General features: G+C 35.1%; 19 protein-coding genes. 16 read left to right on the forward strand and 3 right to left on the reverse strand.

What is annotated here, in order from left to right; all coding sequences use genetic code 11:
• Nucleotides 1-77 precede the first annotated feature (77 nt).
• The 9 genes from QOR44_RS04380 (at nucleotide 78) to QOR44_RS04420 (ending at nucleotide 11,400) form a co-directional block, all read left to right on the forward strand.
• Nucleotides 78-3,182 (forward strand): DNA polymerase III subunit alpha, encoded by a 3,105-nt coding sequence (locus tag QOR44_RS04380; RefSeq protein ID WP_000457945.1) that lies wholly within the window; start codon nucleotides 78-80, stop codon nucleotides 3,180-3,182.
• A gap of 80 nt (nucleotides 3,183-3,262) precedes the next feature.
• Nucleotides 3,263-4,285 carry a 6-phosphofructokinase gene (gene pfkA / locus QOR44_RS04385; protein ID WP_000820831.1) on the forward strand — a complete coding sequence of 341 codons (1,023 nt, stop codon included), beginning with the start codon at nucleotides 3,263-3,265 and terminating at the stop codon, nucleotides 4,283-4,285.
• A gap of 48 nt (nucleotides 4,286-4,333) precedes the next feature.
• Nucleotides 4,334-5,836 carry a pyruvate kinase gene (gene pyk / locus QOR44_RS04390; protein WP_001042782.1) on the forward strand — a complete coding sequence of 501 codons (1,503 nt, stop codon included), beginning with the start codon at nucleotides 4,334-4,336 and terminating at the stop codon, nucleotides 5,834-5,836.
• Between the two features lie 170 nt (nucleotides 5,837-6,006).
• On the forward strand, nucleotides 6,007-6,564 hold the full coding sequence (lepB, locus tag QOR44_RS04395; RefSeq protein ID WP_000240773.1) for a signal peptidase I: 558 nt from the start codon (nucleotides 6,007-6,009) through the stop codon (nucleotides 6,562-6,564).
• A gap of 268 nt (nucleotides 6,565-6,832) precedes the next feature.
• Nucleotides 6,833-8,647: a glutamine--fructose-6-phosphate transaminase (isomerizing) gene (gene glmS / locus QOR44_RS04400; protein ID WP_000334317.1), complete on the forward strand. Its 1,815-nt coding sequence runs from the start codon at nucleotides 6,833-6,835 to the stop codon at nucleotides 8,645-8,647.
• A gap of 161 nt (nucleotides 8,648-8,808) precedes the next feature.
• On the forward strand, nucleotides 8,809-9,138 hold the full coding sequence (locus tag QOR44_RS04405) for a zinc ribbon domain-containing protein YjdM (protein ID WP_000056779.1): 330 nt from the start codon (nucleotides 8,809-8,811) through the stop codon (nucleotides 9,136-9,138).
• 134 nt (nucleotides 9,139-9,272) lie between these two features.
• On the forward strand, nucleotides 9,273-9,914 hold the full coding sequence (locus QOR44_RS04410; protein ID WP_000120401.1) for an amino acid ABC transporter permease: 642 nt from the start codon (nucleotides 9,273-9,275) through the stop codon (nucleotides 9,912-9,914).
• 9 nt (nucleotides 9,915-9,923) lie between these two features.
• The gene (locus tag QOR44_RS04415) at nucleotides 9,924-10,553 is read left to right on the forward strand and encodes an amino acid ABC transporter ATP-binding protein (RefSeq protein ID WP_000891276.1); all 630 of its coding nucleotides are present in this window, start codon (nucleotides 9,924-9,926) and stop codon (nucleotides 10,551-10,553) included.
• Nucleotides 10,554-10,566: 13 nt separating this feature from the next.
• On the forward strand, nucleotides 10,567-11,400 hold the full coding sequence (locus QOR44_RS04420; protein ID WP_000955379.1) for an amino acid ABC transporter substrate-binding protein: 834 nt from the start codon (nucleotides 10,567-10,569) through the stop codon (nucleotides 11,398-11,400).
• 84 nt (nucleotides 11,401-11,484) lie between these two features.
• On the opposite strand, the gene rpsT is transcribed toward QOR44_RS04420, so the two are convergent.
• Together rpsT and coaA are read right to left on the reverse strand one after the other, a co-directional pair.
• Nucleotides 11,485-11,733: a 30S ribosomal protein S20 gene (gene rpsT / locus QOR44_RS04425; protein ID WP_001872296.1), complete on the reverse strand. Its 249-nt coding sequence runs from the start codon at nucleotides 11,731-11,733 to the stop codon at nucleotides 11,485-11,487.
• 53 nt (nucleotides 11,734-11,786) lie between these two features.
• Nucleotides 11,787-12,707 carry a type I pantothenate kinase gene (gene coaA, locus QOR44_RS04430; RefSeq protein WP_001058331.1) on the reverse strand — a complete coding sequence of 307 codons (921 nt, stop codon included), beginning with the start codon at nucleotides 12,705-12,707 and terminating at the stop codon, nucleotides 11,787-11,789.
• Nucleotides 12,708-12,812: 105 nt separating this feature from the next.
• Here coaA and QOR44_RS04435 point away from each other — a divergent pair, with 105 nt between their 5' ends.
• From QOR44_RS04435 to nox, 7 genes are all read left to right on the forward strand, one after another.
• The gene (locus QOR44_RS04435) at nucleotides 12,813-13,403 is read left to right on the forward strand and encodes a class I SAM-dependent methyltransferase (protein ID WP_000002665.1); all 591 of its coding nucleotides are present in this window, start codon (nucleotides 12,813-12,815) and stop codon (nucleotides 13,401-13,403) included.
• Between the two features lie 325 nt (nucleotides 13,404-13,728).
• A complete protein-coding gene (locus tag QOR44_RS04440; RefSeq protein WP_001883519.1) occupies nucleotides 13,729-14,118 on the forward strand; it encodes a cytidine deaminase in 390 nt (129 codons plus the stop codon).
• A 64-nt stretch (nucleotides 14,119-14,182) separates the two neighbouring features.
• Nucleotides 14,183-15,232 carry a BMP family lipoprotein gene (locus QOR44_RS04445; RefSeq protein ID WP_001034779.1) on the forward strand — a complete coding sequence of 350 codons (1,050 nt, stop codon included), beginning with the start codon at nucleotides 14,183-14,185 and terminating at the stop codon, nucleotides 15,230-15,232.
• A 144-nt stretch (nucleotides 15,233-15,376) separates the two neighbouring features.
• On the forward strand, nucleotides 15,377-16,912 hold the full coding sequence (locus QOR44_RS04450; RefSeq protein WP_000193235.1) for an ABC transporter ATP-binding protein: 1,536 nt from the start codon (nucleotides 15,377-15,379) through the stop codon (nucleotides 16,910-16,912).
• Nucleotides 16,905-17,966 (forward strand): ABC transporter permease, encoded by a 1,062-nt coding sequence (locus tag QOR44_RS04455; RefSeq protein ID WP_000036988.1) that lies wholly within the window; start codon nucleotides 16,905-16,907, stop codon nucleotides 17,964-17,966. The genes QOR44_RS04450 and QOR44_RS04455 overlap by 8 nt, the downstream gene beginning before the upstream one ends.
• Nucleotide 17,967: 1 nt before the next feature.
• Nucleotides 17,968-18,924 carry an ABC transporter permease gene (locus QOR44_RS04460; protein WP_000060304.1) on the forward strand — a complete coding sequence of 319 codons (957 nt, stop codon included), beginning with the start codon at nucleotides 17,968-17,970 and terminating at the stop codon, nucleotides 18,922-18,924.
• A gap of 204 nt (nucleotides 18,925-19,128) precedes the next feature.
• Nucleotides 19,129-20,499, forward strand: a complete 1,371-nt coding sequence (gene nox / locus QOR44_RS04465; protein WP_000036813.1) for a H2O-forming NADH oxidase — start codon at nucleotides 19,129-19,131, stop codon at nucleotides 20,497-20,499.
• Nucleotides 20,500-20,619: 120 nt separating this feature from the next.
• Here the strand turns inward: nox and QOR44_RS04470 are convergent, their stop codons facing one another.
• The gene (locus QOR44_RS04470) at nucleotides 20,620-21,609 is read right to left on the reverse strand and encodes an L-lactate dehydrogenase (RefSeq protein WP_000127487.1); all 990 of its coding nucleotides are present in this window, start codon (nucleotides 21,607-21,609) and stop codon (nucleotides 20,620-20,622) included.
• Nucleotides 21,610-21,755 lie beyond the last annotated feature (146 nt).

The following is a 21,755-nucleotide window of genomic DNA, read 5'->3' on the forward strand; positions in this document are numbered from 1 at the left end:
TCAAGGAATTATCATTGAGACTTTAATCGTTTATTGTTTCATAGTATAATAGTAAAAAATCGTAAAAAGGGGCTACTATGTTTGCACAACTTGATACAAGAACCGTCTATTCTTTTATGGATAGCTTGGTTGATTTAAAGACATATGTCTCTAAATCGAAATCATTAGGATATCAAACTATTGGTATCTTGGACCACAGTAATCTTTATGCAGCGTATCATTTTATTCAAGAGGCGCAAAAGGCAAACCTAAGACCAATAGTTGGATTTAGCTTTGATATAGTGGTTGAAAATAGATCAATAGAAATTTACTGTATTGCGATAAATACAGTTGGTTATAAGAATCTCTTGAAGTTGTCAACGGCTCAAATGTCTGAGAAGATGTCTCTAAATTTATTGACAGAACATCTTGAAGGGGTGCAATTGATTCTTCCCTATCAAGATGCTCTTGATCAGCTCAATTTACCCTTTGATTATGTTATTGGTGTTAATTTGACCTCTCCGCAGATTCCATATACCAAACCTATTATAGCCATAGATACTGTTCGATATTTTCAAAAAAATGATATTGAGACATTACAGATGCTTCATGCTATAAGAGATAATGTCCTGTTAAAAGACGCACAATATGCGAGCAAAAATCAAGAATTAAAACCTTGTCAAGAAATGACTCTAGCATTCAAGGAACGTTTTCCTGAAGCTTTAGCTAACTTAGAATCTTTGGTAGAGAATGTTGCTTATCACTTTGATTCTGACTTTAAGTTACCTATTTTTAATAGAGAAATTCCTGCTGGAGAAGAATTAAGAACCTTAACTCAAAATAACTTAAAAAGTAAAGGTTTATGGAGCGATGCTTATCAAGAGCGTCTCGAAAAAGAATTAACAATCATTCACAAAATGGGCTTTGATGACTATTTCCTTATTGTGTGGGATTTATTAAGATTTGGTCGTAGTAAGGGCTACTATATGGGAATGGGACGTGGTTCAGCAGCGGGAAGTTTAGTCTCATATGCTTTAAATATTACCGGTATCGATCCTGTCAAACATAATTTAATTTTTGAACGTTTTTTAAATGAAGAGCGTTATTCGATGCCAGATATTGATATTGATCTTCCGGATATTTATCGTGGAGAATTCTTGCGCTATGTACGTAATCGATATGGTTCAATGCATTCTGCACAGATTGTAACCTTCTCAACTTTTGGTGCGAAACAGGCTATTCGAGATGTTTTTAAACGCTTTGGTGCATCAGAATATGAGTTAACAAACATAACTAAAAAAATTCATTTCAGAGATAATTTGACCAGTGTTTATAACCGCAACTTAGCTTTCAGACAAATAATAGATAGTAAAATTGAATACCAAAAAGCCTATGATATTGCTAAGCGTATTGAAGGAAATCCTAGACAGACTTCTATTCATGCCGCTGGGGTAGTAATGAGTGACGATTTGTTAACAGATCATATTCCTTTAAAAAACGGTGAGGATATGATGATAACGCAATATGATGCTAGTTCTGTTGAGGCTAATGGTCTTCTAAAAATGGACTTTCTAGGTCTTCGAAATTTGACATTTGTTCAGAAAATGAAGGAGAAAGTCGATAAGGACTACGGTATCTCTATACAATTAGAAGCTATTGATTTAGAAGATAAAGAGACTCTAAAACTATTTGCGGCTGGTCAAACAAAGGGGATTTTTCAATTTGAGCAAAGTGGAGCTATTAATTTGTTGCGACGTATTAGGCCAGAGTGTTTTGAAGATGTGGTAGCTACCACCAGCTTGAATAGGCCTGGTGCAAGTGATTATACTGAGAATTTTATAAACCGTCGTTTTGGTAAAGAAAAAATCGATTTAGTAGATCCTGTCATAGCTCCAATTTTACAACCTACCTATGGCATAATGCTCTATCAAGAACAGGTTATGCAGATTGCCCAGACCTACGCAGGTTTTACACTAGGCAAGTCTGATTTGCTCAGACGTGCTATGTCTAAGAAAAATTCTAAGGAGATGCAAAAGATGTCTCAATCCTTCTTAGAAGGTGCAGTATCTAAGGGACATCGTCAGGAAGATGCTCGACTTATATTTGAACGCATGGCTAAATTTGCAGGTTATGGGTTTAATCGCAGCCATGCGTTTGCTTATTCGGCTTTAGCTTTTCAATTAGCCTATTTCAAAGCCCATTATTCCGATGTCTTTTATGACATCATGATAAATTATTCAAATAGTGATTATCTAATCGATGCTATTGATTTTGGTTTTGTTATTGAAAAACCTTCAATTAATACTATTTCATACAGAGACCGCATCTATAAAAAGAAAATTTATTTAGGTTTAAAAAATATTAAGGGTGTTCCTAACGATTTGGCTTATTGGATTTCTAAAAATCAACCGTTTCAGAGTATTGAAGATTTTCTAATGAGGCTGCCACAGCAGTTTCAAAAAAGTGGTTTTATTTCTCCGCTAATTGCTATTGGAGCATTTGACGAATTTGATAACAATAGACGGAAAATCACCTCTAATCTTGATTCTTTATTTACATTTGTAAATGAACTAGGTAGTTTATTTGCAGATACCTCATATCATTGGCTAGAAGTAGAAGATTTCTCTAATTCTGAGAAATATGAAATGGAACAAGATATCTTAGGAGTAGGAATCAGCCCGCACCCTTTAGTGGGGATTTCACAAAAAGCTAGCCGTCCGTTTATACCAATTAGTCAAGTTCAAGAAAATAGCGAAGCTACTATTTTAGTTCAGCTAAAGCAGGTCAAAGTTATTAGGACAAAAAGTTCTGGGCAACAAATGGCTTTCTTGACTGTTATGGATATTAATTCAAAAATGGATATTACTGTTTTTCCTGAAACTTTCAATATTGTAAGAGATGATTTACAAGAAGGGAAATATTATTACTTGCATGGAAAAATTCAGAAGCGAGATGAGCGATTACAGATGGTTTTAAACGGTGTTCAAGAAGCAACGGAGGAACGTTTTTGGATACTTCTAAAAAATCATGATAACGACAAAAAAATATCGGAAATATTGTCCAAATATAAAGGGCATATTCCTGTCTATTTGCATTATGAAACAACTAAAGAAACTATCCAAAGCAAAGTACATTTGGTTAGAAAAGATAGTGCCTTAGCCCTTGATTTATCTGAATTTGTTGTGAAAACGGTTTATCAATAAAATTGCATATAAAGTGCAGAAATTTACAAATTAATATGCTATAATTAAATCGTTAAATTAATAAAAGGAGTACCAATTAAATGAAACGTATTGCTGTTTTAACTAGTGGTGGTGACGCCCCTGGTATGAACGCTGCTATCCGTGCAGTTGTTCGTAAAGCAATTTCTGAAGGTATGGAAGTTTACGGCATCAACCAAGGTTACTATGGTATGGTGACAGGGGATATTTTCCCTTTGGATGCTAATTCTGTTGGGGATACTATCAACCGTGGAGGAACGTTTTTACGTTCAGCACGTTATCCTGAATTTGCTGAACTTGAAGGTCAGCTTAAAGGGATTGAACAGCTTAAAAAACACGGTATTGAAGGTGTAGTAGTTATCGGTGGTGATGGTTCTTATCATGGTGCTATGCGTCTAACTGAGCACGGTTTCCCAGCTGTTGGTTTGCCGGGTACAATTGATAACGATATCGTTGGCACTGACTATACTATTGGTTTTGACACAGCAGTTGCGACAGCAGTTGAGAATCTTGACCGTCTTCGTGATACATCAGCAAGTCATAACCGTACTTTTGTTGTTGAGGTTATGGGAAGAAATGCAGGAGATATCGCTCTTTGGTCAGGTATCGCTGCAGGTGCAGATCAAATTATTGTTCCTGAAGAAGAGTTCAATATTGATGAAGTTGTCTCAAATGTTAGAGCTGGCTATGCAGCTGGTAAACATCACCAAATCATCGTCCTTGCAGAAGGTGTTATGAGTGGTGATGAGTTTGCAAAAACAATGAAAGCAGCAGGAGACGATAGCGATCTTCGTGTGACGAATTTAGGACATCTGCTCCGTGGTGGTAGTCCGACTGCTCGTGATCGTGTCTTAGCATCTCGTATGGGAGCGTACGCTGTTCAATTGTTGAAAGAAGGTCGTGGCGGTTTGGCCGTTGGTGTCCACAACGAAGAAATGGTTGAAAGTCCAATTTTAGGTTTAGCAGAAGAAGGTGCTTTGTTCAGCTTGACTGATGAAGGAAAAATCGTTGTTAATAATCCGCATAAAGCGGACCTTCGCTTGGCAGCACTTAATCGTGACCTTGCCAACCAAAGTAGTAAATAAGAATTTGTCAATTTGACACTTTAAATAAAAAGGAGCTCATAAATTATTATGAATAAACGCGTAAAAATCGTTGCAACACTTGGTCCTGCGGTAGAATTCCGTGGTGGTAAGAAGTTTGGTGAGTCTGGATACTGGGGTGAAAGCCTTGACGTAGAAGCTTCAGCAGAAAAAATTGCTCAATTGATTAAAGAAGGTGCTAACGTTTTCCGTTTCAACTTCTCACATGGAGATCATGCTGAGCAAGGAGCTCGTATGGCTACTGTTCGTAAAGCAGAAGAGATTGCAGGACAAAAAGTTGGCTTCCTCCTTGATACTAAAGGACCTGAAATTCGTACAGAACTTTTTGAAGATGGTGCAGATTTCCATTCATATACAACAGGTACAAAATTACGTGTTGCTACTAAGCAAGGTATCAAATCAACTCCAGAAGTGATTGCATTGAATGTTGCTGGTGGACTTGACATCTTTGATGACGTTGAAGTTGGTAAGCAAATCCTTGTTGATGATGGTAAACTAGGTCTTACTGTGTTTGCAAAAGATAAAGACACTCGTGAATTTGAAGTAGTTGTTGAGAATGATGGCCTTATTGGTAAACAAAAAGGTGTAAACATCCCTTATACTAAAATTCCTTTCCCAGCACTTGCAGAACGCGATAATGCTGATATCCGTTTTGGACTTGAGCAAGGACTTAACTTTATTGCTATCTCATTTGTACGTACTGCTAAAGATGTTAATGAAGTTCGTGCTATTTGTGAAGAAACTGGCAATGGACACGTTAAGTTGTTTGCTAAAATTGAAAATCAACAAGGTATCGATAATATTGATGAGATTATCGAAGCAGCAGATGGTATTATGATTGCTCGTGGTGATATGGGTATCGAAGTTCCATTTGAAATGGTTCCAGTTTACCAAAAAATGATCATTACTAAAGTTAATGCAGCTGGTAAAGCAGTTATTACAGCAACAAATATGCTTGAAACAATGACTGATAAACCACGTGCGACTCGTTCAGAAGTATCTGATGTCTTCAATGCTGTTATTGATGGTACTGATGCTACAATGCTTTCAGGTGAGTCAGCTAATGGTAAATACCCAGTTGAGTCAGTTCGTACAATGGCTACTATTGATAAAAATGCTCAAACATTGCTCAATGAGTATGGTCGCTTAGACTCATCTGCATTCCCACGTAATAACAAAACTGATGTTATTGCATCTGCGGTTAAAGATGCAACACACTCAATGGATATCAAACTTGTTGTAACTATTACTGAAACAGGTAATACAGCTCGTGCCATTTCTAAATTCCGTCCAGATGCAGACATTTTGGCTGTTACATTTGATGAAAAAGTACAACGTTCATTGATGATTAACTGGGGTGTTATCCCTGTCCTTGCAGACAAACCAGCATCTACAGATGATATGTTTGAGGTTGCAGAACGTGTAGCACTTGAAGCAGGACTTGTTGAATCAGGCGATAATATCGTTATCGTTGCAGGTGTTCCTGTAGGTACAGGTGGAACTAACACAATGCGTGTTCGTACTGTTAAATAATTTTTGAATTCAAACCTATTATTTAAGAATACCTTAAATAATGGGTTTTTTATATGTTTTGCTTTTTATTATTCGATTATTGTGACTAGAATAGGATATGATATTAATAATTACCCTCCTTTTTTTATCTATGAAAACATGATATAATGGAAAAAAGATTAGGAGTAGTTATGGTTAAACGCGATTTTATTAGAAATATTATTTTAGCATTGATTGCTGTATTGATTTTGATTCTCTTGAGATATTTTGTTTTTGCAACCTTTAAAGTACATAAGGATGCTACAAATTCTTATTTTAGCAACGGAGATGTTGTTGTTGTTAATCGTAATAGGACGCCTAAGTACAAAGACTTTATTGTCTATAAGGTTGGAAAGATTTTCTATATTAGTCGTGTTATTGGTGAGCCAAATCAAAAAGTGAGGGTAATGGATGATATTTTATATTTGAATGATGTTTTCAAGGATGAGCCTTACATTGAAAAAATGAAAAATGCTTATTCTGAAAAGAAAGATGGTCAAATGCCCTTTACTTCCGACTTCTCAGTTGAAACATTAACACGAAATAAAGAAAGCAGAGTTCCTAAGGGTTCTTATCTTGTGTTAAATGATAATCGACAAAATAAAAATGATAGTCGAAAATTTGGATTAATCAAAGAGAAAGATATTCGTGGTGTTATTACCTTTAAAGTATACCCTCTAAGTGAATTTGGTTTTACAGCATCAGAGTAGTAAAAGAATGGTATTATTTGATACCATTCTTTTTATGTAATAAAATGGCTAAGAAATATATTTTTTTAAGATAGACAGAATTTTTGATAGCGTTTATCTCGTTATCACAGAAAACCAAAAAGACTATACCAATTTTTTTATTGACAAACAAAAACATTAATTATATACTGTTTTTGTTACTTTTTAACGGTATATATTAATATATACCAATTTAAAAAGAAAGTTTAGATAGAAAGTATAAGAGAAAGCTCTTATTGGTAACAATAATATGTGTGGTATCGTAGGTGTAGTTGGAAATACAAATGCAACGGATATTTTAATTCAAGGCTTAGAGAAGCTAGAATACCGAGGATATGACTCAGCAGGTATTTTTGTAGTGGGTGATAACAAAAGTCAACTTGTGAAGTCAGTCGGTCGAATCGCGGAGCTTCAGGCAAAAGTAGGAGATTCTGTTAGTGGTACGACAGGTATCGGTCATACACGTTGGGCAACCCATGGTAAACCTACTGAAGGAAATGCACATCCTCACACTTCAGGATCTGGTCGTTTTGTATTGGTACACAATGGTGTTATTGAAAATTACCTTCAAATTAAAGAAACTTACTTAACAAAACATAACCTCAAGGGTGAAACTGATACAGAAATAGCTATTCATTTAGTTGAACACTTTGTTGAAGAAGATAACTTATCAGTGCTTGAAGCCTTTAAAAAAGCCTTACATATTATAGAAGGATCATACGCATTTGCTCTTATTGATTCTCAAGACGCTGATACGATTTACGTAGCTAAGAATAAATCACCTCTTCTAATAGGTTTGGGAAATGGTTATAATATGGTGTGTTCAGATGCCATGGCTATGATACGTGAGACAAGTGAATATATGGAAATCCACGATAAAGAACTCGTTATTGTTAAAAAAGATAGCGTTGAAGTTCAAGATTATGATGGTAATGTCATTGAACGTGGTAGCTACACAGCAGAGCTTGACTTATCAGATATTGGTAAGGGGACTTATCCATTCTACATGCTTAAAGAAATTGATGAGCAACCAACTGTGATGCGTAAGTTGATTTCAACTTATGCGAACGAATCTGGAGATATGAATGTGGATTCTGATATTATAAAATCAGTCCAAGAAGCAGATCGTCTTTACATATTGGCTGCAGGAACGTCATATCATGCTGGTTTTGCTGCTAAGACCATGATCGAAAAATTAACTGATACACCTGTTGAACTTGGAGTTTCTTCAGAATGGGGTTACAACATGCCACTTTTGAGTAAGAAGCCAATGTTTATTTTACTTAGTCAATCGGGAGAAACAGCAGATAGTAGACAAGTTTTAGTTAAAGCAAACGAAATGGGAATCCCTAGTTTAACTATAACAAATGTGCCTGGCTCAACACTTTCTCGTGAAGCAACCTATACGATGCTCATTCATGCAGGACCTGAAATCGCTGTTGCTTCTACAAAAGCATATACTGCTCAAGTTGCAACGTTAGCTTTCTTAGCAAAAGCGGTAGGAGAAGCAAATGGTAAGGCAGAAGCAAAAGATTTTGATTTGGTTCATGAATTGTCAATTGTAGCACAATCAATTGAAGCGACCTTATCAGAAAAAGATGTTATCTCTGAGAAGGTAGAGCAGTTGTTAATCTCGACACGTAATGCCTTCTACATTGGTCGTGGTAACGACTATTATGTTACAATGGAGGCTGCACTGAAGCTAAAAGAGATTTCTTATATTCAGACAGAAGGTTTTGCTGCAGGTGAATTAAAACATGGTACAATTTCGTTGATTGAAGACAATACTCCTGTTATTGCTTTAATATCTGCTGATTCAACTATTGCAGCGCATACTCGTGGAAATATCCAAGAAGTTGTTTCTCGCGGAGCAAATGCTTTGATTATTGTAGAAGAAGGGTTGGAACGTGAAGGTGATGATATTATTGTTAATAAAGTTCACCCATTCTTATCAGCCATTTCAATGGTTATTCCGACTCAATTAATTGCTTACTATGCTTCATTACAACGTGGTTTAGATGTTGACAAACCACGTAATTTGGCAAAAGCTGTAACTGTTGAATAGACTCGTTATACTAAAATACGCTAATATTAACTACAAAATATTAAAAATTGTAAAAAAGCCTATTTTTGAAGGAAATAGGCTTTTTCCTATTGTCAAGAAGCCTATAATCAGTTAGAATGTTACTTGCTGACTATTTTATTAATTAATTTAAGGAGAGAAAAATGTCATTACCAAATTGCCCTAAGTGTAACTCTGAATATGTCTATGAAGACGGTATTTTACTGGTTTGTCCAGAATGTGCTTACGAGTGGAATCCAGAAGAAGTCGAAGAAGAAATAGGTTTAATTGTATTGGATAGCAATGGAACTCGCTTATCAGATGGAGATACTGTGACAGTTATTAAGGATTTAAAAGTAAAAGGAGCGCCTAAGGATATTAAGCAAGGCACTCGTGTTAAAAATATTCGTTTAGTTGATGGCGATCATAATATCGATTGTAAAATTGATGGTTTTGGAGCTATGAAACTAAAATCTGAGTTTGTAAAAAAATAGCTTTCAGGCAATTGGCAACAGTCAATTGCTTTTTGAATATGACTTGATTTCATGCATTTTTATTAAAAAAGCTCTATGACATTGGTTTGAATTTTGATATAATGAGAACATCTATTTTTTATTTAGGGGGGACCATGTCTTATATTTTAGAAATCTTACCTAGCTTATTAGTAGGTGCGCAAGTAACATTGCAAGTTTTCTTTATTGTTATTTGTTTATCAATTCCACTTGGTATTGTTGTAGCCTTCCTAATGAAAGTTCATTTTAAGCCGCTTCAATGGCTACTGACAACTTATATTTGGATTATGCGAGGCACGCCTCTGTTATTACAGCTTATCTTTTTTTATTACTTTTTACCAAGTGTAGGGATTTCTTTTGATCGTATGCCAGCTGCGATTATTGCTTTTACGATGAATTATGCAGCTTATTTTGCAGAGATTTTTCGAGGAGGTATTGAGTCTATTCCTAAAGGGCAATATGAAGCTGCAAAGGTATTAAAGTTTTCTAAGTTTCAAACGGTTTGGTACATAGTATTACCTCAAGTCTTCAAAATAGTCTTACCGAGTGTTTTCAATGAAACGATTACTTTAGTGAAAGATTCCTCATTGGTTTACATACTTGGTGTGGGCGACTTACTTCTAGAAAGTAAGACAGCAGCAAATAGGGATGCAACACTTGCACCAATGTTTATAGCAGGTGGTATTTATCTATTATTAATTGGTCTTTTAACTATTTTATCTAAACAAGTTGAAAAGCGTTTTAACTACTATAAATAAGGAGGGACGATGTTAGAATTAAAAAATATTTCTAAATGCTATGGGCAAAAAGAAATCTTCAAAGATTTCAATCTGACTGTAGAAGAAGGTAAAATTCTCTCTTTAGTAGGACCTTCTGGAGGTGGAAAAACAACACTATTACGTATGTTAGCTGGACTGGAAAAGATTGATTCAGGGACTATTGTTCACGATGGTAAAGAAGTATCTGTTGATCATTTGGAAACACTAAATCTTTTAGGATTCGTCTTCCAAGACTTTCAATTATTCCCACATTTAACAGTATTAGATAATTTGATTCTCTCTCCAGTTAAAACGATGGGATTATCAAAAGAACTTGCTAAAGAAAAAGCCTTAGTATTACTTGAACGCTTGGGACTTAAAGACCATGCTTTAGTCTATCCATTTTCATTATCTGGGGGGCAAAAGCAACGTGTCGCACTAGCTCGTGCGATGATGATTGATCCACAGATTATTGGTTATGATGAGCCAACTAGCGCTCTTGATCCAGAGTTGCGTCAAGAAGTAGAAAAACTAATTTTACAAAATAGAGAAACAGGTATGACACAAATTGTAGTAACACATGATCTTCAATTTGCTGAAAGTATATCTGATACGATTCTCAAAATTAATCCTAAGTAGACTTGGGGGTAGATTGTTGACTCACAAAAATATATTATTAACCATTATATTTGGATTATTTATGATTATATTATCAGCATGTGGTATGTCTAATAAGGAAATGGCTGGTATTGATAATTGGGAACATTATCAAAAGGAAAAGAAAATTACTATTGGATTTGATAATACTTTTGTTCCTATGGGATTTGAAAGTCGTTCTGGTGACTATACCGGCTTTGATATTGATTTAGCTAATGCTGTTTTTAAAGAATACGGTATTTCAGTGAAATGGCAGCCTATTAACTGGGATATGAAGGAAACTGAACTCAATAATGGTAATATAGACCTTATTTGGAATGGTTATTCAAAAACGGCAGAACGTGCTAAAAAAGTCGCTTTTACAAACCCATATATGAATAATCATCAAGTAATTGTTACTAAAACTTCATCACATATTAATAGTATTAAGGATATGAAGGGGAAAAAACTAGGAGCCCAGTCGGGTTCATCTGGTTTTGATGCTTTTAATGCTAAACCTGACATTTTAAAAAAGTTTGTAAAAGGAAAAGAAGCAGTTCAATACGATACTTTCACTCAGGCTTTGATTGATTTAAAAAATAACCGTATTGATGGTCTTTTGATTGATGAAGTTTATGCTAACTATTATTTAAAGCAAGAAGGAAATATAAAAGCTTATTATTTTGTTAAAACTGCTTATCAAGGAGAAAATTTTGTAGTAGGAGCTCGCAAAGTTGATCGTAGACTAATTGAAAAGATTAACAAAGCTTTCAAACAGCTTCATAATAAGGGGAAATTTCAAAAAATCTCTTACAAATGGTTTGGTGAAGATGTTTATAGTAAAGAATAAAAGACTAGGAATTTCTCCTAGTCTTTTATTCTACGAAAAAATTAAATAAAAAAACATCGATATATCCGATGTTTTCTAGGTTAATTAACCAAGTTTAGTTGCAAGACGTGCTTTATCGCGGCTTGCTTTGTTTGTGTGAATTAAACCTTTAGAAGCAGCTTTGTCGATGCTTGAAGAAGCAGCGCGGTAAAGTTCTTCTGATGGGTTAGCTTCAAATGCTTTAATAGCAGTACGCATAGCTGATTTTTGTGCTGAGTTTTTTTCGTTTTGTTTAACGTTAAGTTCAGCGCGTTTGATAGCTGATTTAATATTTGCCAATGTTTTCACCTCCATATTAATCTAACTATATAAGTATATCTAATTAAGTGATTTTTGGCAACCCTTTATCACTTTTTGAGATAAATTTCATCAATTTTATGATGTTTCCCTTTATGAATAATAAAATCAGCCCTATTTCTGGTTGGTTCTATATATTTTTCAAGGTTGACTAAATTAATAGTTTTCCAAATATCTTTAGCTAGTTCCATAGCTTTATGTGGCGGTATTTGTGTGAATTTATGATAGTAATTACTAGGGTCTGCTTCGGCTAATTGTAGAAGACTGTTAAATCGTTGTAAATACCATTCTTCAATTTGTTTATTTTCAGCATCAATGTATATTGAAAAATCAAAATAATCATTCATGTAAAGTCGATGGTTTTGTTGGTTTTGAAAGACATTTATTCCTTCTAAAATTAAAAAATCTGGTGTTTCAATTGTTTGCAATTGATTTGGAACGATATCGTAGATTTCATGAGAATAAATTGGGATTTTCGCGGTTATACCGTTCTTTATAGTATCTAAGAAATTTAGAAGTGACTCCATATCATAGGATTCCGGGAAACCTTTACGGTTTAAAATTCCATTTTGTATGAGTTTCTCGTTAGGATATAAAAAGCCATCAGTAGTGACTAATTCGACGTGACTATCTTTAAAAGTTCGTGAAATTAGTAATTGTAGTAAGCGACTGGTAGTTGATTTTCCAACAGCAACTGACCCTGATATGCCGATAATAAAAGGACGTTGATAATTTTCCTTTTTAAGAAATATTGCTTTAGAAAAAGATAAATTTTCTTGACTACGTTTATAGATTTGAATAAGGTTAATTAAAGGAAGGTAGATGTCAATAACATCTTGAATATTAATATTATCGTTTAAGCTTTTGATAGATTCAAGCTCTTTTTCAGTTAGTAAAGCTTGGGATTGCTGATGTAAGTCCTTCCAATTTTCTCTGGAAATACGGTCGAAATTAATAAATTCATTATTCATGTCAAACTCCTATATGAAAGCTATTATAACATTTTATTGAGTGATTGAAAACCGTTTCAAAATATGGTAAAATAATATGGCGAAATTGGAGGGTTAGAATTATTTATGGCTAATATGTATTATACAGAGAATCCTAATGTTGAACATGATATTCATGAGCTAAATGTCAAATTATTAGGAGAATCATTCAGTTTTTTAACTGATGCAGGAGTTTTCTCTAAAAGAATGATAGATTATGGTAGTCAAGTCCTTCTAAGTAGTTTACATTTTGAAAAAAATAAATCCTTGTTAGATCTTGGGTGTGGATACGGTCCGCTGGGAATTTCCCTAGCCAAAGTGCAAGGAGTTAAAGCGACTATGGTTGACATTAATACGAGAGCATTGGAATTAGCTAAGAAAAATGCAACACGCAATGGAGTAGTAGTTGAAGTCTTTCAGTCAAACATTTATGAAAATATTTCTAAAACTTTCGACTATATTATAAGCAACCCACCTATTCGTGCTGGAAAGCAAGTTGTTCATTCTATTATCGAAGAAAGTATCTGTTACCTTAATACAGGCGGTAGCCTTACCATTGTCATTCAAAAGAAACAAGGCGCTCCAAGTGCAAAAGCTAAAATGCTAGATACTTTTGGTAATTGCGATATTTTAAAAAAAGATAAGGGATATTATATATTGAGAAGTGAAAAAGTCTAAATGATATCCCTAAAGCGTAAAAACAATAAATAGTTCGGATAATAACTATCGTATTATTTTTTGGAAAGGTTTTCTCTAAAAATGTTTTCTTTAAATTCCGTATAAGATAAAAAGAATTCTGCTTTTTATTCTGAAAATTATAAAAAACTACTTACATTATCTAAAAAAAATGGTAAAATAGATTCAGCTAAAATACCAAGACTAATGAAACCACAAGACTTGGTTACTCAATAATAAATACTTCTGTGTTTGATAAGAAGATAATAAACGTGTTCTAAAAATTTTGCCAGTAAACATTATGAAGCGAAAGGTGCAGCTACTAAAAATGGAAAATATAGAGTTGAAAAAATTGGCTATAAAAGCGAGTGAAAATGCATACGTTCCTTACTCGAAATTTCCAGTAGGCGCAGCATTGCGTACAGCAGAAGGAAAAATATTTACAGGATGTAACGTTGAAAATATCAGTTATGGATTAGCAAACTGTGCTGAGCGTACTGCAATTTTTAAAGCTGTTTCAGAAGGTTATAAAGATTTTTCGGAAATTGCTATTTATGGAAATACTGAAGAGCCAATTTCTCCTTGCGGTGCATGCCGTCAAGTGATGGTGGAATTTTTTAATAAGAATGCTAAAGTTACATTGATTGCTAAAAATGGTAAGACGGTCGAGACGACGGTCGGTGAGTTGTTACCATACTCGTTTGTTGATTTAAAATAATTTAAATCAGTTGCTCTTTTAAGCATTTAGCTTAAATATTAAGTTTTTTAGGAGGGTTCATTTCATGAACAAAAAAATTGCCGGGATCGGCTTGGCTTCGATTGCAGTACTTAGTTTAGCTGCATGTGGACATCGTGGTGCTTCTAAATCTGGTGGTAAATCAGATAGCTTGAAGGTTGCAATGGTAACAGATACCGGTGGTGTTGATGATAAATCATTTAACCAATCTGGTTGGGAAGGTATGCAAGCTTGGGGCAAGAAGAATGGCCTTAAAAAAGGAGCTGGTTTTGACTATTTCCAATCGGCAAGTGAATCTGATTATGCAACTAACTTAGATACAGCTGTGTCTAGTGGTTATAAATTGATTTTCGGTATTGGATTTTCTCTTCATGATGCTATTGATAAAGCAGCAGACAATAACAAAGATGTTAATTACGTCATCGTTGATGATGTTATTAAAGGGAAAGATAATGTTGCAAGTGTTGTCTTTGCGGATAATGAATCAGCTTACTTAGCAGGTATTGCAGCCGCTAAAACTACCAAAACAAAAACAGTTGGCTTTGTAGGTGGTATGGAATCTGAGGTTATTACCCGTTTTGAAAAAGGTTTTGAAGCAGGTGTCAAATCAGTTGATAAATCAATTAAAATTAAAGTTGACTATGCTGGTTCATTCGGTGATGCTGCTAAGGGTAAGACAATTGCAGCCGCACAATATGCTTCTGGCGCAGATATTGTTTATCAAGTAGCTGGTGGAACTGGTGCAGGTGTATTCAGTGAAGCAAAATCACGCAATGAATCTTTAAAAGAAGCTGACAAAGTTTGGGTATTAGGTGTAGACCGTGACCAAGCAGCAGAAGGTAAGTATACTTCTAAAGATGGTAAGGCTTCTAACTTTGTTTTGGCTTCATCAATTAAAGAAGTTGGAAAATCAGTTGAATTGATTGCTACTAAAACAAGTAAAGGTAAATTCCCAGGTGGTAATGTAACAACTTATGGTTTGAAGGATGGTGGAGTTGATATAGCAACTACAAACCTTTCAGATGACGCCGTTAAAGCGATTAAAGAGGCTAAAGCTAAAATTATTTCAGGAGATATCAAAGTTCCTAGCAAATAATATCTTTAAGAACTTTCAAAAAAGCGATTAGAAATCGCTTTTTTGAAGCTGAGATAAACTTATATCTCAGTAAAATCCATCAATCGTTAAAGGTTGGTGGATTTTACTGAACTATAAATGAATTTTTCTGAAAGGGAGAACCACATGACACAGAATGTCATTGAAATGAAAGAAATCACTAAGAAATTCGGTGATTTTGTGGCAAATGATCATATCAATTTGACGGTTGAAAAAGGTGAGATACATGCTCTGCTTGGCGAAAACGGTGCAGGAAAATCAACTTTAATGAACATGTTAGCAGGTTTACTAGAACCAACAGACGGTCAAATTTTTATTAATGGTCAGCCTGTAACTATTGATTCACCTTCCAAATCGTCACAATTGGGGATTGGTATGGTACATCAGCATTTCATGCTTGTTGAAGCATTTACTGTAGCTGAAAATATTGTTCTAGGAAATGAAACCACCCAAAATGGTGTTTTAGACATTAAGACAGCAGCTAAAGAAATAAAGGAACTATCAGAGAAATATGGTTTGTCAGTAAATCCAAATGCTAAAATATCTGATATTTCTGTAGGAGCACAGCAGCGTGTTGAAATTTTGAAGACACTTTATCGCGGTGCAGATATTTTAATTTTTGATGAGCCGACGGCGGTGCTTACACCATCAGAAATAAAAGAATTGATGACAATTATGAAGAGCCTTGTTAAAGAAGGCAAATCCATTATATTAATTACCCATAAATTGGATGAAATTCGGGCAGTTGCTGATAAAGTTACTGTGATTCGCCGTGGTAAAAGTATTGAAACAGTCCCCGTTGCAGGCGCAAGTTCTCAACAACTGGCGGAAATGATGGTTGGACGATCTGTTTCCTTCAGAACTGAAAAAAAGGAAGCTAATCCGACTGACATAATCCTTTCTGTAAAGGATTTAGTTGTAGAAGAAAATAGAGGCGGCGTTCTAGCTGTTAAAAATCTGTCGTTAGATGTTCGGGCAGGTGAAATTGTAGGTATAGCTGGTATTGATGGTAATGGACAAAGTGAATTAATTCAAGCTATTACAGGCTTAAGAAAGGTAACTTCTGGTCAAATTGTAATTAAAGGTAAAGATGTCACAAAATTTTCAAGTCGACAAATTACAGAATTAAGTGTAGGTCATGTCCCAGAAGACCGTCATAGAGATGGTTTGGTTTTAGATATGACGATGGCAGAAAATTTAGCTTTACAAACTTATTATAAAGAGCCATTGAGTCATAAAGGTATTCTTAATTTTGCTAAAATTAAAGAGTATGCTCGTCAATTAATGACAGAATTTGATGTGCGTGGTGCTGGTGAACATGTTTTAGCAAGAGGATTTTCTGGTGGTAACCAACAAAAAGCTATTATTGCTCGTGAAGTGGATCGCGATCCAGACCTACTCATTGTTAGCCAACCGACTCGTGGTCTAGATGTTGGTGCTATCGAGTATATTCATAAACGTTTGATTGAAGAGCGCGATAAAGGGAAAGCGGTCTTAGTAGTTAGCTTTGAGTTAGATGAAATCTTAAACTTATCAGATCGTATTGCAGTTATTCATGATGGTAAAATTCAAGGAATTGTTAAACCCGACCAAACCAACAAGCAAGAATTGGGTATTTTGATGGCTGGTGGAAAAATTGAAAAGGAGGAGAGAGATGTCTAAGAAGGCGCAAAAAATTGCAGTTCCTCTGATTTCAGTTGTACTAGGAATCATTCTAGGAGCTATTATTATGCTGATATTTGGTTATGATCCACTTTGGGGTTATGAGGGATTGTTCCAAACAGCATTCGGTAGTATAAAAAATATTGGTGAAATTTTCCGTGCAATGGGACCATTAATTTTAATTGCTCTAGGTTTCTCAGTTGCCAGTCGTGCAGGTTTCTTTAATATTGGACTTCCAGGGCAAGCTTTATCAGGATGGATTGCCGCAGGTTGGTTCGCTCTTTCACACCCAGATATGCCACGTCCAGCAATGATTCTTTGTACTATTATTATTGGTATCGTTGCTGGGGGAATCACTGGAGCTATTCCAGGTATTCTCAGAGCATATCTTGGAACAAGTGAAGTTATTGTAACTATTATGATGAACTATATTGTTCTTTATTCAGGAAATGCTATTGTACAACGTGTTTTCCCAAAAAGCATTATGCGTACAAGTGACTCGAGTGTATATGTTTCTGCCAATGCATCATACCAGACAGATTGGTTATCTAGTTTAACGAATAATTCACGTATCAATATTGGTATCTTCATTGCTATTATTGCAGTTGTGTTAGTTTGGTTCCTATTAAATAAAACAACGCTTGGATTTGAAATTCGTTCAGTTGGCTTAAATCCAAATGCTAGTGAGTACGCTGGTATGTCTGCAAAGCGTACAATTATTCTATCAATGATTATTTCTGGAGCTTTTGCAGGACTTGGTGGTGTTGTTGAAGGATTAGGTACATTTGAGAATGTATTTGTACAGCCATCCTCGTTAGCTATTGGCTTTGACGGTATGGCAGTAAGCCTACTCGCAGCGAATAGTCCAATAGGTATTTTATTTGCAGCATTTCTATTTGGTGTTCTAAGTGTTGGTGCGCCTGGTATGAACATTGCAGGTATTCCACCTGAGTTAATTAAAGTTGTAACAGCTTCAATCATCTTCTTCGTAGGTGTCCATTACATTATTGAGTATGTTATTAAACCTAAAAAACAAATGAAAGGTGGTAAGTAAATTGAGTTTAACAACGATTTTTGCATTGCTATTTTCATCAATGCTAATTTACGCAACACCTCTTATCTTTACAAGTATTGGGGGAACCTTCTCTGAACGTGGTGGTATCGTCAACGTTGGTTTAGAAGGAATTATGGTAATTGGAGCTTTCTCAGGCGTTGTATTTAATTTAGAGTTTGCTTCTGTTTTTGGTGATGCGACTCCATGGATTTCTGTACTAGTTGGTGGTTTAGTTGGTTTAATTTTTTCTGTTATCCATGCAGTTGCGACAGTTAATTTCCGTGCAGATCATATTATCAGCGGAACCGTTCTTAATTTAATGGCACCTTCATTAGCTGTTTTCTTGATTAAGGTTCTTTATAATAAAGGTCAAACTGATAATATTCAAGAATCATTTGGAAAATTTAATTTCCCTATACTATCAGATATTCCTTTTATTGGTGATATCTTCTTTAAAGGAACAAGCTTAGTCGGTTATATTGCTATTCTTTTCTCATTCCTTGCTTGGTTTATTCTATATAAAACTCGCTTTGGATTAAGATTACGCTCAGTTGGAGAACATCCTCAAGCAGCAGATACCTTAGGTATTAATGTTTATCTTATGCGTTACTCTGGTGTCTTGATTTCAGGTTTCCTTGGTGGAATAGGAGGAGCTGTATATGCTCAATCTATTTCTGTTAACTTTGCAGCGACAACTATATTAGGACCGGGCTTTATCTCCTTAGCGGCGATGATTTTTGGTAAGTGGAATCCAATTGGTGCAATGCTTGCTAGTCTATTCTTTGGTTTATCGCAAAGTTTAGCAGTTATCGGTAGCCATTTACCACTTTTGAGCAATATTCCAACAGTTTATCTACAAATTGCTCCATATGTTCTCACTATCATTGTATTAGCAGCTTTCTTTGGACAAGCAGTAGCTCCTAAGGCGGATGGTATTAATTATATTAAAACGAAATAAATAAAAAGAAACTAGTATAAGCTAGTTTCTTTTTTTGTTTGTGAATTTGTGAAAAAAACACTTTGTGAAAATTTCACATAAATTATAATACAATAACAATAAAATATAAAAAAATAGAAAATTGAGTCATTATTCTAGTAAGAGTTTGTGAATAATGTTATAATGTGTTTTGTGATTAATTATTTATAAAGGAGAACTCTTAATATGAGTAAAATCGTTGTCGTAGGGACAAACCACGCTGGTACAGCAGCAATTAAAACAATGCTTAGTAATTATGGTGAAGCCAATGAAATTGTAACATTTGATCAAAATTCCAATATCTCTTTCTTAGGATGTGGTATGGCTCTTTGGATTGGTGAACAGATTGATGGTCCAGAAGGATTGTTCTACTCTGATAAAGAGCAGTTGGAAAGTATGGGAGCTAAGGTTTACATGAACTCTCCAGTACTTAATATTGACTACGATAAAAAAGAAGTTACAGCTTTAGTAGATGGAAAAGAACATGTTGAAAGTTATGAAAAACTTATTTTAGCAACTGGTTCACAACCTATCATTCCACCAATTAAAGGTGTTGAAATTCAAGAAGGATCTCGTGAATTTAAAGCTACTCTTGAAAACCTTCAATTTGTGAAACTTTATCAAAATTCAGAAGAAGTTATTGAGAAGTTAGCTAAACCTGGTATCAATCGTGTTGCTGTTGTTGGGGCTGGGTATATTGGTGTAGAATTAGCAGAAGCTTTCCAACGTATTGGAAAAGAAGTAACACTTGTTGATGTTGCTGATACTTGTATGGGTGGTTACTATGATCGTGACTTTACTGATATGATGAGTAAAAACCTTGAAGACCATGGTATTCGTCTTGCTTTCGGACAAGCTGTTCAAGCAGTTGAAGGTGATGGTAAAGTAGAACGTCTTGTTACTGATAAAGAAACATTTGATGTTGATATGGTGATCTTAGCTGTTGGATTCCGTCCAAATACAGAACTCGGTGCAGGTAAATTAGATACATTCCGTAATGGCGCTTGGGTAGTTGATAAGAAGCAAGAAACAAGCGTGAAAGATGTTTATGCTATAGGTGATTGTGCGACAATTTGGGATAATTCTCGTGATGATATCAATTATATTGCTCTTGCTTCAAACGCCGTTCGTACTGGTATTGTAGCAGCTCACAATGCATGTGGTACAGAGCTTGAAGGTGCTGGTGTCCAAGGGTCAAATGGTATCTCAATCTATGGCCTTAACATGGTGTCAACTGGTTTGACTTTAGAAAAAGCAAAACAAGCTGGGTACAATGCAGTTGAAACAGGCTTTAATGACCTTCAAAAACCAGAATTTATCAAACACAATAATCATGAAGTAGCTATTAAGATTGTCTATGATAAAGATAGCCGAGTTATCCTTGGTTGCCAAATGGTCTCACACGAAGATGTATCTATGGGAATTCATATGTTCTCACTTGCTATTCAAGAAAAAGTTACTATTGAAAAGCTTGCTTTGACCGATATCTTCTTCTTACCACATTTTAATAAGCCATATAACTATATTACAATGGCTGCATTAGGCGCTAAAGATTAATTTAAAATTAAAAAGGTTAAGCGAAATGCTTAGCCTTTTATTTCATCCTTTAACAAGGTCAAAAATGTAACGGCAAAGAAAAAGCTAAGATATTCCTATCCTAGCTTTTTTTCAACTATGTTAGTTTTTTGATGCTTCTTGGAATTCTGGGTTTTTCCAAGCTTCGTCAATAATATCTTTTAATTGTTCAGCTGAGGCTTGCATTTTTTGAAGTTCAGCATCATTTAATGGGATATTAACTGGACGAACGATACCATGTGCACCTACGATTGCAGGCTGACCGATAAAGACATCTTTAACATCACCGTATTGGCCTTCTTGATATACAGATAATGGAAGAACTGCATTTTCATCATCAAGGATAGCTTTAGTAATACGAGCAAGTGCGACAGCAATACCGTAATATGTAGCGCCTTTTTTGTTGATGATTGAGTATGCAGCGTCACGAACTGAAATAAACAAATCAACAAGTCCTTGTTCATCAATATCGCGATTTTCTTGTAACCATTGTTCAAGTTGGACACCAGCAACGTTAGCATGTGACCAAACGGCAAATTCTGAGTCACCGTGTTCACCCATGATGTATGCGTGAACTGAACGAGCATCAACACCAATTTTATCTGCTAAAGCTTGACGGAAACGTGCAGAGTCAAGTGAAGTACCTGAACCAATAACGCGTTCCTTAGGGAAACCTGAGAATTTCCAAGTTGAATATGTAAGTACATCTACAGGGTTAGCCGCTACTAAGAAGATACCGTTGAAACCTGATTCAACAACTTGAGTTACGATTGATTTGTTAATTGCTAAGTTTTTACCAACAAGGTCAAGTCGAGTTTCACCTGGTTTTTGAGGTGCGCCAGCAGTAATGACAACAAGGTCAGCATCTGCGCAGTCTGCATAAGTAGCTGCGTAGATTTTTTTAGGTGATGTAAATGCAAGGGCATGTGAAAGATCTTCAGCATCACCAACAGCTTTATCAAATAAAGCTGGGATTTCAATGATACCTAACTCTTGCGCAATACCTTGGTTAACAAGTGCAAAAGCGTAAGAAGAACCTACGGCACCATCACCAACGAGAATAACTTTTTTATGTTGTTTAGTTGCAGTCATTTCTAAACATCTCCTTAAATATTTTTGGGAAGTTTCCCATACACCTATATTCTATCATTTTCAATGAAAGAAGTCACTAATAAAATGTGAAAAAATTTGCAAACAAATTGAAATATCATAGAAAACTATTGAAAACGCTGAGTGTC

The sequence above is a fragment of the Streptococcus agalactiae genome, assembly GCF_949788565.1.
Classification (GTDB): Bacteria; Bacillota; Bacilli; order Lactobacillales; family Streptococcaceae; genus Streptococcus; species Streptococcus agalactiae.